The organism is Dictyobacter aurantiacus, from assembly GCF_003967515.1.
Taxonomy (GTDB): domain Bacteria; phylum Chloroflexota; class Ktedonobacteria; order Ktedonobacterales; family Ktedonobacteraceae; genus Dictyobacter; species Dictyobacter aurantiacus.
In genome coordinates, this window is the sequence record NZ_BIFQ01000002.1 from 2,604,941 (window position 1) to 2,622,129 (window position 17,189).

Annotated in this window: 13 protein-coding genes; 6 read left to right on the forward strand and 7 right to left on the reverse strand. The window is 51.4% G+C overall.

The window, feature by feature from the left end; all coding sequences use genetic code 11:
* The first annotated feature begins 193 nt into the window (after nt 1-193).
* The 5 genes from KTT_RS35340 (at nt 194) to KTT_RS35360 (ending at nt 7,827) form a co-directional block, all read left to right on the forward strand.
* Nucleotides 194-790 (forward strand): RNA polymerase sigma factor, encoded by a 597-nt coding sequence (locus tag KTT_RS35340; RefSeq protein WP_126602955.1) that lies wholly within the window; start codon nt 194-196, stop codon nt 788-790.
* A 367-nt stretch (nt 791-1,157) separates the two neighbouring features.
* Nucleotides 1,158-2,048, forward strand: a complete 891-nt coding sequence (locus KTT_RS35345; protein WP_126602957.1) for a LysR family transcriptional regulator — start codon at nt 1,158-1,160, stop codon at nt 2,046-2,048.
* A gap of 153 nt (nt 2,049-2,201) precedes the next feature.
* The gene (locus KTT_RS35350; protein WP_126602959.1) at nt 2,202-3,866 is read left to right on the forward strand and encodes a 4Fe-4S dicluster domain-containing protein; all 1,665 of its coding nucleotides are present in this window, start codon (nt 2,202-2,204) and stop codon (nt 3,864-3,866) included.
* Between the two features lie 30 nt (nt 3,867-3,896).
* Nucleotides 3,897-6,743, forward strand: a complete 2,847-nt coding sequence (locus KTT_RS35355) for a molybdopterin-dependent oxidoreductase (protein WP_126602961.1) — start codon at nt 3,897-3,899, stop codon at nt 6,741-6,743.
* Nucleotides 6,744-6,942: 199 nt separating this feature from the next.
* Nucleotides 6,943-7,827, forward strand: a complete 885-nt coding sequence (locus tag KTT_RS35360) for an alpha/beta fold hydrolase (RefSeq protein WP_160146379.1) — start codon at nt 6,943-6,945, stop codon at nt 7,825-7,827.
* Between the two features lie 54 nt (nt 7,828-7,881).
* Here KTT_RS35360 and KTT_RS35365 read toward each other — a convergent pair whose 3' ends face one another.
* From KTT_RS35365 to KTT_RS35385, 5 genes are all read right to left on the reverse strand, one after another.
* Nucleotides 7,882-8,331, reverse strand: coding sequence for an integrase core domain-containing protein (locus KTT_RS35365; RefSeq protein ID WP_126602965.1), 450 nt, complete (start codon nt 8,329-8,331; stop codon nt 7,882-7,884).
* 775 nt (nt 8,332-9,106) lie between these two features.
* Complete coding sequence (locus KTT_RS37875; RefSeq protein ID WP_126602967.1) at nt 9,107-9,256, reverse strand: transposase; 150 nt, start codon at nt 9,254-9,256, stop codon at nt 9,107-9,109.
* Nucleotides 9,257-9,366: 110 nt separating this feature from the next.
* A complete protein-coding gene (locus KTT_RS35375; protein ID WP_126602969.1) occupies nt 9,367-11,058 on the reverse strand; it encodes a type 2 periplasmic-binding domain-containing protein in 1,692 nt (563 codons plus the stop codon).
* Between the two features lie 27 nt (nt 11,059-11,085).
* The gene (locus KTT_RS35380; RefSeq protein ID WP_218031084.1) at nt 11,086-11,958 is read right to left on the reverse strand and encodes a carbohydrate ABC transporter permease; all 873 of its coding nucleotides are present in this window, start codon (nt 11,956-11,958) and stop codon (nt 11,086-11,088) included.
* Nucleotides 11,958-12,983, reverse strand: a complete 1,026-nt coding sequence (locus KTT_RS35385; protein ID WP_126602971.1) for an ABC transporter permease — start codon at nt 12,981-12,983, stop codon at nt 11,958-11,960. The genes KTT_RS35380 and KTT_RS35385 overlap by 1 nt, the downstream gene beginning before the upstream one ends.
* Before the next feature lie 435 nt (nt 12,984-13,418).
* Between KTT_RS35385 and KTT_RS35390 the strand changes: the two genes are divergently transcribed.
* Complete coding sequence (locus KTT_RS35390) at nt 13,419-14,462, forward strand: LacI family DNA-binding transcriptional regulator (RefSeq protein WP_126602973.1); 1,044 nt, start codon at nt 13,419-13,421, stop codon at nt 14,460-14,462.
* A 309-nt stretch (nt 14,463-14,771) separates the two neighbouring features.
* On the opposite strand, the gene KTT_RS35395 is transcribed toward KTT_RS35390, so the two are convergent.
* Together KTT_RS35395 and KTT_RS35400 are read right to left on the reverse strand one after the other, a co-directional pair.
* Entirely contained in the window at nt 14,772-16,541 is a 1,770-nt protein-coding gene (locus KTT_RS35395) for a zinc ribbon domain-containing protein (protein WP_126602975.1), read from the reverse strand.
* On the reverse strand, nt 16,511-17,137 hold the full coding sequence (locus KTT_RS35400) for an IS607 family transposase (protein WP_160146380.1): 627 nt from the start codon (nt 17,135-17,137) through the stop codon (nt 16,511-16,513). The genes KTT_RS35395 and KTT_RS35400 overlap by 31 nt, the downstream gene beginning before the upstream one ends.
* Nucleotides 17,138-17,189 lie beyond the last annotated feature (52 nt).

Consider the following 17,189-nt stretch of genomic DNA (forward strand, 5'->3'; position numbering starts at 1 on the left):
GCCATTTTCTATGAGCACCGTCGTCTTCTGATCGCTGTCATACTATTCCAGGTCGTTATGGAATCTATAAAATATATGACTTTTCATCATGGCGGAGATGAGATATTCTTATAGTAGCCGCAACCAATAAACGTTCGATTGGTATTCACTGAAAAGATGAAGAGAGCAGAGAGCACTGCATAGAGGAATAATTATGGAGAAACCCTGGGACATCGAGCTGGAGATCTATAAAAATGAAGAGGAGTTGCTGGAGGGTTTGCGCCGCAACGAGAAGATGGCGTGTACCTGTATGCTCAAGCGGTTCGCGCATCGACTCTATCTGCTGGCGCGCCGCCTGGTGAATAATGATGCCGATGCTGAGGAAATCCTGCAGGAAAGTTTTATCCAGGCGTGCCGCCATATTGGAAGCTTTGAAGGAAAAAGTAGTCTCCACACCTGGTTGTATCGCATCGTGACGAATGCGGCCTTCATGAAGCAGCGCCGCCACCAGCCAGAAATGCTTCCTCTTTCCATTGGAGGCGATAGTGAGCATACTGATCATGCGCTGACGCTGGTCGATGAAGAGCATACTCCTGATGAGGAGATGCTTCAGCAAGAGATTCGGAGCGCGATTCGTGAGGCACTGGTTCAATTACCCGATTCGTTGCGCGAGGCGTTTATTCTGCGCCATGTTGAGGGGCTCAGTACCAGAGCCGCTGCGGAGAAATTAGGCATCGCGGAATCCGCTTTGAAGGTTCGCCTCTACCGTGCGCGTCAGACGCTGCAAACCCTGCTTGCTACCTATCGCTAACTGCCCTTCTATCCTATTGTGGGCTCGAACACTATACCTTGAGAACTGTTGCGGTCGTCTGTGAAGTCATCGCCTTCCCTGATACGTGAAACAAGCCGTATGATTGGGAAGAGTGCACGATGTCGTGGTGGATACTTTCATCGGTAGGCGTATCAAGGTATCCATGGCTAGCACCTTAAAACTACTGCTGCCAATGCCGAGCAGGCCGGAGATCTGGCTTGCAACATACATCATGCCAAATCCATACGGCGTACGCGTCACTTCAGAGTTCACCTCGCCCAGTTTCTGATCGGGATAGCTGCCATTCAGGCTGGGAGATTGGCCCGGCGATCATTTTAACACCTTGAGGAAGAGGAGCGCCCAGAGAGTGAATTTACACCAATTACGTATCTTTTGTAGTGTGGTTGAGCACAATAGCTACACCAGGGCCGCGGAGGCTCTGTTTATGACCCAGCCAGCGGTCAGCCTGCAGGTACAGGCGCTCGAACAGAGCCTACAGATCAAGCTGCTGGAGCGTGTCAATCAGCGGTTTGTGCTGACGGAGGCAGGTCAGGCCCTCTATCAGTGCGCGTTGCCCATGCTTAATGCGGAGGCAGAAGCTGAACGGGTTATCGCGGAAATCAAAGGGATCGCGCGGGGACGACTGGTGGTGGCGGCGAACACGACGGGTGGCATGTATGTGGTGCCTCCTCTGCTGGCTCACTACAAAGAGTTGCGACCAGAGAGCGAACTGCTCCTGCAGATTGATGCGACCGAGCGCTTAATCGAACGAGCCCGGCAGGGGATTATCGACCTGGCCTTTGCCTGTGGCTCCATTGTTCATCCAGATCTGACCGTGGAGACGATCGGGATGGACACGCTCACCCTGATTCTCTCCTCGCGTCATCCGCTGGCAGCACGCTCCGCTCTCTCGCTTGAAGAAGTCGTCTCTCAGCCTTTTATTGTCCCTGAAACGATCTCGCGTACGCGCCAGTTGATTGAGCAGACAATGCGCGAGCGTGGCTACACGCTTAAAATCGCCATGCACTTTCAGGGGACCGAGCCGGTCAAGAAGGCTGTTGAGTCGAATCTGGGAGTTGGCATGGTTTCCAGTGCGGCCGTGATACATGAGGTCCGGGGCGGTACGCTCCGCGCGATGCCAATCACGGATCTGGAACTCACACGTCCTCTGGTGATGTTTTACCGCCGGGGTAAGTATTTTGGGCCAATGGCACGCGATTTCATGGCCTATGTTCGGGCGTATCCTTTCCCCTCATAAAGAAACCTTTATGGGGAATATGAGGAAGATAAATTAGACAAATACCCCCTGCTATCTTACACTAAGACCTGGAACCAGAGAGCGGCCTCTGCCACGCTGTTCGTGTGCTCAGTGGAGAGTATCCATCAACTCAATGTGAGAGAGAAGAAGCTTATGACGAAATATGCATTCGTTATTGACCAACGAAAGTGTATCGGCTGCCACGCCTGTACAGTTGCATGCAAAGCTGAACATGATGTGCCTATCGGGGTCAATCGCACCTGGGTCAAATATATTGAGCGGGGCACGTTTCCTGATACCCGTCGTCACTTCCTGGTCAATCGCTGCAACCATTGCGATAACGCACCGTGTGTAGCGATCTGTCCTACGAAGGCGCTCTATAAACGGGATGATGGCATCGTCGATTTTGATGCGCGGCGCTGCATCGGGTGTAAATCGTGTATGCAGGCCTGCCCCTATGACGCGCTCTATATTGATCCATCCAGCCATACGGCTGCCAAGTGTAACTACTGCGCCCACCGTACCGAGTTGGGCCTTGAACCAGCCTGCGTAGTGGTGTGTCCGGAACGCGCTATTATTGCTGGCGACATGCAGGATACGCAGACAGAGATCGCGCAACTGATCGCGCGTGAGCCGGTACGCGTGCGCAAGCCAGAACAGGGGACAGGCCCCAATGTGTATTACCTGGGAGCGGATGAGGCCGCGATCAATCCAGAAGAGTCTCTTCAGGAACTGCCACATATGACGATGTGGAGTACACTGCTGCAATCTCAGCGTGAAGCAGGGCATGCATTTGATTCCGCCCGATCGCTACGCCCTGAGAAACAGCGGACCGCGTTTGCATCTCCCCAACAAGGATCCACGTTGGATCTCCCAGCGATATCCGTATCAGATCAGGCTGGAGCCTTTCACGTTGCGCGTTCGCATATTGTCTATGATCCGCCCAAAGAGCGGTCTCCCTGGGGATGGATGGTGTCGGCGTACCTGGGAACGAAGTCGATCGGCGCAGGTGCCATGCTGGTAGCTGCCGCAATCCTGATCCTGCATGGATTCCAGGGAACCATGAGCACGGGATGGCATACCCTGCTTGGTATCAGCGCACCTATCATTGGTGGCCTCGGTATCGCGTTGACGTTGCTGCTGCTGGTTGCCGATCTCAAACGTCCCGCACGCGCTCTGTTTCTCTTGACGAAGGGCAATCCCACCTCCTGGTTGGTGTGGGGAGGATATATTCTTGGCGTCTTCGGCCTGGTTGAGGTTCTCTGGTTTGGGGCGGCCTTGTTCCACCTCGCAACGCTGCTCCAGATTTTGTTGCTTCCCACGCTGCTTCTGGCTGTTGCCGCTGCTGGATATACAGCTTTTCTGTTTGGTCAGGCTGAGGGACGAGATTTCTGGCAAAGTCCTCTGCTCTTGCCTATCCTCCTGGTTCAGGCCGTGCTGGCTGGAGCGGCGAGTCTGGGCATCGTTTCCTGGCTGCCTGGCGCAGATGGAACCCTCACACGGCTTTTCACGCCGCTGCTGCTCAGCGCGATTGTGGTGCATATCTGTTTGGTGCTGATTGAGGTCTTTGGCAGCCATAGTAGCCGCCATATTGCTGCCGCGGCGCACACGATGATGACAGCCAGGCTGCGGCCGTTCTTCTTGTATCTTTTCCTGGGCGCCGGGTCGCTCCTGCCCGTCGTGTTGTTGGTTCTGGCCTTGCTGCTGCCTGGTGCTCAGCTACTCTTACTGGGTCTCGCGGGACTGCTCGCCTTGTCTGGTCTATTCGCCTACGAGCATTGTTTTGTGGTAGCCGGACAGGCCGTTCCTCTAAGTTAGCGTGTCGCATCGATAGAATGGAAAGGATCAATGATGAAAGAGCAAGCACAACCTATGCAATACGCCCCCAATGGCGAGCTCATGCGCGTTGCTGACCTGGCGTCTTGTCCACCGCCTGAGCGGTGGAACGACTGGATGGAATATGATGCGAAAGAGTGGCCGCGCAAGGTTGAACGACACTACGAGCTGATCCCAACAATCTGCTTCAATTGCGAGGCCGCCTGTGGGCTGCTCGCTTATATCGATAAGGAATCGGGCCGCGTCAAAAAATTCGAGGGCAATCCGTATCATCCTGGTAGCCGTGGGCGCAACTGCGCCAAGGGTCCCGCCACGATCAACCAGGTGCACGATCCAGAGCGCATCCTCTACCCGTTGAAGCGCGTGGGAAAACGTGGCGAGGGCAAATGGGAGCGCACGTCCTGGGATGAGGTGTTAGAGACGCTGGCTGCCAAGATCCGCGCCGCGATCGTCGATGATCGCCGGGACGAGGTGATGTATCATGTGGGCCGTCCCGGCCACGATGGATATATGGAACGCGTGCTGGGAGCCTGGGGGGTGGATGGGCATAATAGTCACACCAATGTGTGTTCCTCATCGGGGCGTTTCGGCTATCATATCTGGTGTGGCATGGATCGCCCCTCGCCTGATCATGCGCATGCGCGCCTGATTTTACTCATCAGTTCCCACCTGGAGACAGGTCACTATTTTAACCCCCAGGCCCAGCGCATTATCGAGGGCAAGATGAAGGGGGCAAAGCTGGTGGTGATGGACCCGCGCCTCTCCAACACGGCCAGTATGGCCGATTCCTGGCTTGCGACGTGGCCGGGTTCGGAAGCCGCGGTTCTGCTGGCGATGGTGCGCATCATTCTGGTTGAGCAACTGTATAATCGCGAGTATATGCGCCGCTGGGTCAACTGGCAAGCATATATGGAGGCGGAATACCCGGACGAGCCGCCAACCTTTGAGGCGTTCATCGCGCAATTGATCAAAGACTATGCCGACTATACCCCTGAGTTCGCGGCCCAGGAAAGCGGGGTGGCGGCCGAGACCATTGTCGATGTGGCGCGTCAGATTGGGCAGGCCGGGACCGCTTTTGCGGCCCATACCTGGCGTGCTGCCAGCGCTGGCAACCTCGGCGGCTGGCAGGTTTCGCGCGCCCTCTGGTTCCTCTCGGTGCTCACTGGTAGTATCGGCACTCCTGGCGGGACGGCTCCCCATAGCTGGAATAAATTTGTGCCTGCCCCGTTCTTGAAGCCTGCTCCAACGACGGTCTGGAACGAACTGCTCTTTCCGCCGGAGTATCCGCTGGCCAATTATGAGATGAGCATCCTGTTGCCGTACTTTCTCAAAGAGGGACGAGGGAAGATCGCCGCCTACTTCACACGCGTCTATAACCCGGTCTGGACCAATCCCGATGGGACGGCCTGGATAGAGGCGTTGACCAATGAGCAACAGATCGAATTGCACGCGGCACTGACCCCCACCTGGAACGAAACGGCGTGGTACGCCGACTATGTCCTTCCGATGGGCCTGGCCGGGGAACGCCATGATCTCATGAGCCAGGAGACGCATGCCGCGCGCTGGATTGGGTTTCGGCAGCCGGTGCAGCGGGTCTATAAACAGCGCCATGGGGAGCAGATTGAGTACACGTATCAGGCCAATCCAGGAGAGGTGTGGGAAGAGGATGAGTTCTGGATTGAGCTCTCCTGGCGCATTGATCCAGATGGGCGCCTGGGGATCCGCAAGTACTTTGAATCTCCGTATCGCGCAGGTGAGAAGCTGACGATTGAGGAATACTATCGCTGGATGTTTGAGCATAGCGTTCCCGGTCTGCCTGAGGCGGCTGTACAGGAAGGATTATCCCCACTGGCATATATGCAGAAATACGGTGCCTTTTCCATTCCAGCGGAAGCCGCTCCTGTGTTTCAGGTGAATGAACAGGAGGTTCCCCCTGACAAGCTGCGCGAAGCAGAGATAGATGCGCATACAGGGATTATCTCTCGGCAGGGTGCCCCGATCGGCGTGATGGTGGATGGCGTGGCGCGCGAGGGTTTCCCTACTCCCTCGCGTAAACTGGAATTTTACTCTGCGACCCTCAAAGAGTGGGGCTGGCCGGATGAGTCCATTCCAGGCTACACCAGGAGCCATGTCCATCCTTCGCAGATCGATCATACACAAGGTGAATATCTGCTCATTCCCACCTTTCGCCTGCCGACGCTGATCCACACGCGTTCGCACAATGCGAAATGGCTCAGCGAGATCTCCAATGCCAACCCGGTCTGGGTGCATCCAGTGGATGCGCAGCGCATTGGGGTCCAGACGGGAGACCTGCTGCGTGTTACGACCGATATTGGGTATTATGTCAATCGGGCCTGGGTGACAGAAGGGATCCGACCCGGGGTGGTGGCCTGTTCGCACCATATGGGACGCTGGCGCCTGGAGACAAAACCCGGGGTAGACCGCTGGGCCTCCGCGCAGGTCGCCCTGGGGCGGGACGAAGACGGCATCTGGCGCATGCGCCAGGTTGAGGGCGTGCGTCCCTATGCCAGTGCGGACCCCGACTCGTCGCGCATCTTCTGGCGAGAAAGTGGCATCCACCAGAATCTGACCTTCCCGGTTCATCCTGATCCGGTTAGTGGCATGCACTGCTGGCACCAGAAAGTGCGGGTGACAGCTGCTCAGGCTGGCGATCGCTATGGTGATATCCAGGTTGACCCGGCAAAGGCTTATGAGGTGTACCAACAGTGGATGGCGATGGCCCGCCCACAAACGCAGCGGCCTGATGGCTTGCGACGCCCCCTCTGGATGCTTCGCCCTTATCGTCCGGCGAACAGTGCCTTTCTCCGTGACACAAAGGCAGCTCATGATCAACGGTAATCACTAAGAGCCAGGGCAGTATGTATACTGCGAGCAAGCTCCTTGATTTTCAACAATCAGGGAGGTTGCCCGCCTTTTTCTTTTTCCTCTTGCTCACAGAGCCTTCCCCTGGTATGGTTAATGGAATTATAATAAGCTGTGATTGTACGTATTCTTACAGCGAGAAGGGATGCACAAAAGTAAAGGGGTGATGAAATATATGGCGCGCTATAATGCAGAGACACCTGGAATATGGGGAGAATTCATCGATGATGTGAATATCTCACACAAAGGTGAATATATACTCCTACAAGATGGTTGTCAGTTATTTGTCAGATCCTGGCAGAAGCAAAATGCTGATGTGCTTTTAATTCTTCACGGCCTGGGAGGGCACGGAGGATGGTATGTTGACCTGGCTAATGAATTATATATGCGTGGCTTAACGGTATATACCGTGGATCATCGAGGATTTGGCAGATCGCAAGGGCATCCCGGCCACATAGATGTGTATCAACAATATGTGCAAGATATAGTAGAGGTCATTGCCGAAATTCATAAACGGCATCAATCTGCCAAAGTATACCTCCTGGGACATAGTATGGGGGGGATCTTTGCGACTTATGTTGCAGCTGATTACAGTCACCTTCTCAATGGTGTTATCTTCTTGAATCCATGGATACAAGATGGTAGCCGACTGTCTTTACGAACAACCGTGTCTATTCTGATTGGAGGGCTCTTTAAATCTCGTCGCCGTTGGCATGTGGCAGGAGGACACGAAGGAATGACTACCAACAGTGAGGCTGCACGCATGTTAGACGAAGATCCATATTGGGTAAAGGAGCTTACAGCGACATTTCTTGTCCAAATATTGCGGATGCGTTTGGGAGCGATGAAAAGAGCGGAAAGCGTTGTTCTACCTGCTCTCGTGTTGCAAGCTCAAGAGGATAAAGTAGTTATTATTGCGGCTACTCATGCCTTCTATGAAGCTTTAAAAAGTAAAGACAAAGAATGGAAAGAATACCCTAATTGGCACCACGACACTGAATTTGAAGCTGATAGAGCGTTACTAGACGATGATATTGTAAGCTGGATAGAATCGCATTGATATAATTGCGATATGAGCAAAACTTCTGTAAAGTACCCAGTAAAAGAGACATTCTCATAAGGAAATCAAAGGAGCACCGTGTAACTGATGATCTTGAGCATAGTGCAAGGGTGAACAATTGCCGACGCCCTCGTGAGGACGTAACGTATTGTAAAAATTGATCCATGTCTCTGCAGCACCCAGGAAGTGACCCAGTGTCCGGTACGAACGGTGATCCGCCACCGCAAGCTTGAAGGTGCCCACAAAACGCTCGGCAATGCTATTATCTGTGGGTGTGCCAGCGCGGCTCATCGATTGCTGAAAGCCTTTCTGCAACAGCAGATTTAGGGTGCATTGCGCTCCATATTGTTTGCCTTGATCGCTATGCCAAATGGCTCCAGCTGTGGGAAAGGTTATGGTCTCAATGACACTAGTTACCAAATCGGCGCGCATATGATAATCAAAGGCCAGGCCAAACTTTCGGCACACTTCTTCCAAGGTCGTCTCACGCTGAAAGCTTTCCATGACTACTTTGAACTTAAATTCCGGTGTATGCGTTTTCCGTTTGCCTGCCAATAGGGTGAACAGAGCGCGCCTTGATCTGTTGCCAGAGTAGGTTTCGCTCTGTTTCCCTCCGAACCGCACGGACACCTTTCGATGTATACGGCTCTCCAGCCATTCTCAGGAAATTCCTGGTGTTGAACCTCTCCCATGAGCTTCTTTGCCTTACGCATACCGCTGGTTGTGTTCAACGCAATGGCCTGCTTCCCTTCACCATGTGAACGGTGCTACCGTCTCAGATTACTATGGAAGCTCTGTCACCCTATCGCGGCTCCGGCACAAAGTTATCAGAACCCACAACGTAGGTGATCTCCGTTTGACGCTCCTCCCATATACGGATGGGTTAGGCTCCCGTTCGTTCCTTTATCGTGGCGTCTTCCACGCTGAGAAGAGTTAGAGAGTACAGGAGTCGAAACATGTAACCCCTGTAAACATCTTCTGTGGACGTCTCAACCAGTCTTCGTCCACCCCGGTACTTAAGGCTAAGAAACTGGGTTTCAAGCGATCAAGCCTTGGCCATACCATCCTTGGTCTTGCATCACACTCTGTCTCCTGGTTTCCAGGGCTGACGCTTTACGAGCATGCTTAGTTCCCTTGTGACGTTTCCATCTCCGGTAATCTCGTTGACCATACGGGATCTCTCTACCCGTAACTTCATGAGAAGCGATGAAGAAGGGCGCTCTACGGACGCACTGTTTTCCGTACCTCTCTTCTTTTACTATCTATTTTACCAGGTACGTTACAAGACTTGATCTCGCCAACGAGAGATCACATTCACATGTGTCCCGTATTCTGAAGCAATCTGTGAAAGAGATTTTGCGAGAAGAAAAATCTCTTTCACGACTTTGATTTTAAACTCAGTTGTGTAGGTTTTTCTGATTGTTGTCATCTCTTCCCTTTCCGCCTTCAAACCTCCACTTTTTTTGTCTTATTTTATGGGTTTATTATATACATATACACTCAACCGTAAATCAAGATGGCTATCTAGCAAGGACTCATTTAAGATTTCTTGCTCAGCGCCTCTTCATACTCTTTCCTCATCTGGTCGCCTCCATTTTTCTTCCAGTCATTTCTCCATTGTTCAATAGAGCTAAGTGGATCAAGACCCTTCACAATGCGTAAGAAATGATCATTATAGATCTGGCTCATCTTTGCGCCTTGTTTGGTCGCCGTTGGGGAGTAAAGTCCAGTTACCGCGTTGCTCACGCCCATCTTGATCAGATCGCTCACGGCTTTTTGCTCCATAAGCGCAAAATCAGGCTCTTCGCTGTTGTAGAAAGCTGGCACGCTGTTACCAATATAGACCAGTTCACCAATATCCTTTTGGCCAGTATCCGTTAGCACCTTTTTGCCATCCGTGGTCTTATTATCAACACCATCAACACCATACTTCAAGAAATCATTTTCAGAACTGAAGATCGGCGCGGTGAGATAGTCCATGATGCGCAGAAGCTCTTTGACCTTCTCACGATCTCCACCATATTGGGATGGTATGGCAGCAAAGCCATAGTGACCGGTACCCATATGGTGGACTGGTGTATTCCCATTGCCTGAGACAGGTAGTAAGACCGTAATATCCCCATTCGGATCAACTTTTCTCACGCCGCTTCTCTCCCCCCACCAGCCGACATAACCATCGACATAACCACCAAACTTGCCCGCAATCAAGCCATTTTTTGCCTGAGTGATCGTCTGCGTGAAAGAATCTGGATGGAACAAGCCAGCCGCATATAACCTGTGTAAATATCCCATTCCGGCTTTGAATTCCTCTGTCTCCACACTATTCACGAGTTTTCCGCTACTATCCTGTCGCCAACCGTTTGGAGCACCGAACATTTGAAATATATAACTGGCGGTACCATAAATATAGCCCAGCCCCCAGGTATCTGCTTTCTTATTTCCGTCTGGATCATTTTTGGTGAAATACTGCAAAACTTTGAAAAAGTCTTCGCCGTTCTGAATATGTTCCATACCTGCCTTTTTCGCCCAATCGTTACGCCAGAGCATCGTGACGCCGATCAATGCACGAGGGCGAGGCACACCATAGATCTTTCCTTCGAAAGAGATGTTTTTCCAGACATTAGGGGCAATGCGTGAAATATTGGGATAATCTTTTAAGCCGTCCCCACTTAAATATTCTGTCAGGTCGGTAAATGCGCCCTGTTGCAGCGCGGGTATAACCGCGGGCGAGCTAGAAGTATCTACCAGGAAGAGTTCTGGCATATCACCACTCGCCAATAATGTGCCCACCTTATCGGGATAAGAGGTCGCGGGAATCAGCGAGGGCTGCCAATCGACATTCAAACGCTTATTTAATTCCTGCCAGTATTTATTCTGATCCTTCGGTGCTGGCAAGGGCAGGAAACTCATACAGACTGATCTGACCGTGCCACCACGACCGGGTACATATTGAACCGATTGATATGGTGGTAATGGAGCGGTATAGGCATCTGGAATCCTCGGGTCGCCCGAGGGGAAATACGTTTTTCCCTTAGCCGCGTTTACCGTTGCGGTCACTTGCTCACCAGGTACCGCCTTATCTACTTTGGCTTTAGTGAGTTTCGTGTCCTCGCCCTGAGAACAGGCCGCCAATAACGCACCAGTAGTAGTGACGCTTGCCGCCACCTGGATAAAGCGTCGACGGCTGTACATGTTCTGACCATTGTTACTCAATGGCGTCTTATCACTCATGTGGGTTCTCCTTCCTTGGAAACGATATTAACCTTTAATGGATCCAGTCAAAACACCTTTGGTAAAGTATTTTTGTAAGAAAGGATAGATCAGCAGAATCGGTATCGTCGCAATAACGACCACCGCCATTTGCACCGTTAAATCCGGTGGTGGTGCCTCCGTCACTGCAGATGCATCCTGGGGTAAATTTCCTTGGAGCACAATCTGTCTCAAAACGACAGCGATTGGGTAGAGCGCAGGATTATTAATGAAGATCGTGGCATCAAAGAAATTGTTCCAATGAGCCACTGCATAGAATAAGGTGATCGCAGCTAACGATGCCTTCGACAAAGGTAAAATGATACTCCAGAGTATACGCAGGTCCGTCGCACCATCCAGTTTCGCGCTTTCAATCAACTCGCCAGGAATGGACATAAAGAATTGGCGCAAGACGATCAGGTTAAAAGGGGCGATGGCTCCTGGTAAGATCAAGGCCCACAAGGTATCGAGCAAATGCAACTCACGTACGACGAGATACTTGGTAATCAGGCTTGGCGCGATTAAGAGTGTGAGCAAGACCAGCCACAGAATAACCTTCATCCCTGGCACATTGGTGCGGCTTAAGCCGTACGCCATCGTGACAGTAAAAAACATATTGATCGCGGTACCGGCAGTAACAAGGATGCAGCTATTGATTAACCCACGCACCACACCACTCTCCTGCAACACATATTTATATCCAGCTATATTGAAGCCAGTTGGATACAAAATGATCTTGCCACTGACAATATCTTGGTAGCTTGATAAACTTGCTGAAAACACATACCAGAAGGGAAAGAGCATAATAAAAGCCAGTATGAGCATAATCAGCCCTAATACTAACCGCTCAAAAAGACTCGATCGTGTCATCCATGTTGCCATTAGTATAATCCCTCCTCGCCAAATTTCCTTGCTGCCCTGTTTGCCGTATAGATCAATACAATGCCAATCACAACTTTAAGCAAGGCGACCGCAGCCGCAAACCCCCACTGTCCGCTGACAATACCGCGGTTATAGACAAATGTATCGATCACTTCAGCCGCATCCAGGCTCATTCCTCCACGCTGCAAGAAAACTTGCTCAAAGCCAATGCTCAACACATTACCCAGGCGCAAAATTAACAAGAGCATGATGATGCTACGAATACCGGGGAGCGTGATATGCCATAAGCGCTGCCATCGATTGGCACCATCCACAGCCGCTGACTCATAGAGCGCCAAGTTAATACTTGTGATTGCGGCCAGGAACATGATCGTGCCCCAACCACTCTCCTTCCACATCACCTGCAAAACAATCATTGGCTTGAACAGATCGGGATTGGTGAGCAGATCGATCTCTTTGCCACCCATCCCTTTGACCAACTGGTTTACCAGACCATCACCACCAAATAACTGCTGCCAGATACTGATGATGATCACCCAGCCAAGGAAGTGTGGTAGATAGACAAGGCTTTGCATGAAGCGTTTAAAACGTTCGTTTGCAATGGCATTCAGTAAGAGAGCCAGTATGATCGCAGCCGGGAAAGCGAAGATAATCTGAAGCAAACTGATCACCAGCGTGTTTCGGACAACGACTAACGTATCGGGATCAGTGAAAATATCTTTAAAATTATCCAGACCTACCCATGGACTGCGAAAGAAACCGAGATAGGGAGAATAATCCTGGAAGGCTGCGACATTTCCCAACAATGGCAAGTAGTAGAAAATTATAAAATAGATGATCCCTGGTAGTACCAGGAAATACACCCAGCGTTCGCGCCATACCCTATGCCATAGGATAGTTCGTTTTGAATACTGCTGCTTTTCTTTCTCCTGGCTTTGTTCCTGTTCTAAATCGGCCGTTTGCCCTATGGCTGTCTCTCCTACCGCAATCTGAGCTTGTGCTTGAACGGTAAACCTCTTTGTCATTTTCCCTCCTGTTCACAGTCATTGTTGCCTTGAACAAATCCATTATTATGTGTCGTATCGTCGCGAAAGTGCAAATAAAAAGGATTATACAATCCCTTATGTTTGCATCAGTAACATACTGATACGTATGCCATCATCAACGCAGGCAATCTGGTTTTCTACGCAGCTTGTTTTATGTTGAGAGAAAATTACTTGCAAATAATTTCTCACTATTTGCACTGAGGCTTGTTTGTCTGGTGAATATTCCCTCAGTTTGTGATAGATAACGTTTTCTTTAGTAAAAGAATACTGACTTAAGGAGTAAAAATCAAGTTGTTTTTCTACGTATCTTGCTATAATTGCTTAAAAGTTGTCGATTCTGCAAATTTATGCTATCTTTTTGCAGAGAAACAAGTATGAATATGACCATTATGCTACTGATGAAAGAAGCCCGCCATGAATATTCATCCGGAAAAGACCCAGAGGATGCCGCGTCGACGTATTCTGCAAAAAGATATTGCGAATGCGGCTGGAGTATCTATTAGCACGGTTTCACGCGTGCTCAACAATGTTGATGTTATCAGTGATGATTTACGGGAGCGTGTTTTAAAGGCTGCCACGGCCCTTGGTTATCAATCGAAAACCGATCAATTGAGGCAGATTAATCTTTTTATCAGCCTCATCACTAGCTCAAATCTTTCGAGCGATCAGTTTCATTCAGCGATCATGGTTGGGGTAGAAGAGGAGTGCCGTCGGCATGATATTCGTCTAAGTCATATTGTGGTGAAGCCCGACGATATAAACCGGGCTCAGATACTGGAGAGAGTCTGGTCCAATCCTGATGATGGGCATATTTTTATGTCGGTTGATGACAACGATTTGCTCAAGAGTATTCTAGAATATAATTTTCGTGTGATTAGTATCAATGCCGAACACAAAAATCTGGGTATCGATACAATCCTTCCGGATAACGAATATGGTGCTCATCTTGCTGTCCAGTACCTCATTGACCACGGCCATCGCCAGATACTGCACACAACCCGCCTTGTCCGTAGCACTATTAAGCGGCGCCATGAAGCCTACAAAGCAACGCTTCATGATGCTGGTATCCCCTACAATCCCGCGCTTATCCTGGATACATCCATGGTTATGCAGGATGCATATCAACGCATGAAAAGATTTTTGTATGCTCCTCATCCAGAATTTACGGCTATATTTTGTGCCAATGATTCCTCAGCTATCGGTATTGCACGCGCTTTACAAGAAGCAAACGTTCGTATTCCTCAGGATGTTTCGATTGTCGGCTTCGATGATATACCCATGGCGGAATTTACGGTACCTGCTTTGACGACCATACGTGTTGAACGCGAAGAAATGGGACGTCTGGCAGTACGTCGTCTTTTAGAACGTAGCACCAATCCGCACTTGCTGCCCATAAAAGTTGAGATCATTACTCGTCTCATTGAACGCCAATCCGTCGCATACCTGCATAACAGCTAAATGGAGCCGAAGGGAGTGCCTGGTGTTGTACTTGAAAGCTGGATAGTTGTTACTCGGCAGTGCTCATTTTACTATTGTAGACAACCAGCACATGGGAGCCGCTCCAATCTGATTCTGGCAGGCCACAATTGCAATCTTGCGCTGTGATTGTTAGAAGCTGACCTTTTTTTTTGCCAACGCAATCTCGCTTGCCAGATGCTGGCGTTCACCCGATTGAGCGGCATGTGCTAAATGATACAAAGATATCCAGGTCAAGTACCGTTACTAAAATCTACTATTAAGTGCTGTTATCCTTAACTTTTGTTTGCCTTAGCCACAGAATCGAAGCATGATGGGTGTGGCATACGACGAACGGAGCTTCACGGACAATTTCCACCCATTGCAGTAGATTCGTCCTGAGTGCATCAGGTGGTCCCGAAGGACCAGCGGCGGTAACCGTAGCGCCGCCCACATTCCCATGTAGGAAACGGGTTGAACCGACGGGTTCGTGATGACCAGGTGTTTTACCCGTCCGGTGGTGTATGCATGACGAATCAAGGCTGCGCCCAGGCGGGCGATATTTACGGAAGCGGCATAATCTCTGGAACCATTCCAGAGGCATTGTGGATGGGAGCAGGAGAGCCAAGCTCCCCACTCGCTCACGGATGAGCGATGTTCAGGGGAACGAAAGGTGTGGGCGGGGCTGCCACAGCGAGGACAGGTGTGCGAAGTATGGCGAGGCTGCTGCCATTCGAGACGTATCCCAGCAAGGAAACATTTGTAGCGTAGCACCCGCCACAGTTCCCCACGCACCTGGGAGTTATTGCGCCAGTTTCTCCAGCGCCCTTTTGCTCCGCGCCCGCGTCCAGCTGACTTCATCGATTTCAGGGATTCTCCGGCGATCAGCCGACAATCAAAGGCAGTTGCCAACACCAGCAGGATATTGGCAGCCAGGTGCGCCAGGTCGTTATTTCTGGCTTCGTACTTCCGCCAGCACCGACTGATCTCCCGGCGCACGATGGAAAGCGCTTCCTCTGAGGGTTTGCGCCTGGGATCGCCAGAAGGATATCGATCCCGTTGCTGTTCCAGTCGGGCCACATTGGCTTTGAGTTGGTCGATTTGGCGACGCAAACGAGCTTGTCGGCCATCAAACGGGCCGGTGTTGAGAAAGAACGGACGCCCGATCTGGTGGCCGTCGAGATCGACCACGCTGGCGGTCACCAGCACCCTGACGCCCCAATCGAAGCCCAGGACCGTCTGAATTTCTGCAAAGGGGGCCGACTCGTCCACCGGAACCTCGATGATGAAATCCAGCACGGCGGAGCGAACGCCATCAGCCTCGACGATTTCTCGCAACGTGGGAGCGAGTGGATGCCCAGCTTTTGCTCGCCCCACCACGAAGTCAGGCAGCTTCATCTGAACGGCCTTCTCGCGCCAATTCCGTCCCCATGTTCCCTGCACATCGGGAGTACGCAAGGCAAGCGTGAGACTCTTCTGATCAAGATCATAGCTCATGCGATAGGTTTGCCCCATCTCTGGTCCATCGTCGCCAGCATACGGTAAGATGCTTGCTTTGAGCACGGGAATCGGTTGCATCTCTTCGTAGGTGCTGGGGAAACAGCCGTTTGCCAGGTAAAAGTTGCACGCCTGCTCGATCAGGCTTTGCAGTTCGACCGCGTTTCCTCCATCTGAATTGATCTCACGCAGATCGGTCAATGCTTGCTTGATAACCTTCCGATTCTTTCCAGCCCGTTTCGTCTCTGTTTTGGGCTGGATCATTCCTTGTTCGAGCAGAGGGAGAACCAGCGCGAACTGCTGTTTGCGCTCGGCTTGCCCCCGAAGAATCCTTCCTGCTTGCTCAGCCTCGCAACGCCATTGCCGATGACCATGAGCAAGGGGGGGAGCCATCATCTCCTCAATCTGTTTGTAGGCGTACCTGTTGCTGCGCGTGGCAAACTCGTCAAGGCGCTCCCACAGAGCCGTAACCGTGAGATTGATCACCTCACGGGACGTATCGAGGAGTCGCAGTGCATCCGCCTGGATCTCATCCGGCAGACGCAGCGGATAGCTCAGGGATTGTTGATCACGGCCTGTGCGCACTTCAAGAGCTCCTTCTGTTTGTGAGAACGCATGCCATACAGTCGCCCCGAAAACGAGGCGATTACGGCCAGCAGATCATCCGTCAGTTCTTGCTCTGACGTTTTCTCTTCTCCTGGTTCCAACACTGTGAGGGTGACGCCGAAGGAGGCAAAAAGCGTTTCCAGGTATTCTTGCCCAAAGCGTGTTAAGCGATCTTCGTAGGTGATAGCGACTTCCCTCACTTTGTCTTCACAGACCAACGTGAGAAGCCGCCGCAATTGCTTGCGGGAGGCGGAGAGTCCTGAGCCAATATCGGAGAGCACCAACAGTTCCTGTCCACGACGTTCGCTTGCTGCCCACACGTGAAGACGCTGGAGTTGCATGTCCAAGTCGTCTTTTTGTCCATGCCCGCTCACACGCCCATAGAGGACGAGCAGACGGCCATCAATTTTCCCCACCAGTCGCTCGATTTCCGACCGAGGGATACGCGCTTCGTTTCCCACACGGATCGCCTGGATTTTGCCAGCTTTCACCCATTTGCGCACGGTGAAAGGATGTAATCCCAACTCGTGAGCCGCACGGCTGACTCGCAACAGCTTCGGTTCTTCTTCTTTCACTGGATTGAAAACCACCTACAGATATTTATAGATAGCATAACATAATTACAGA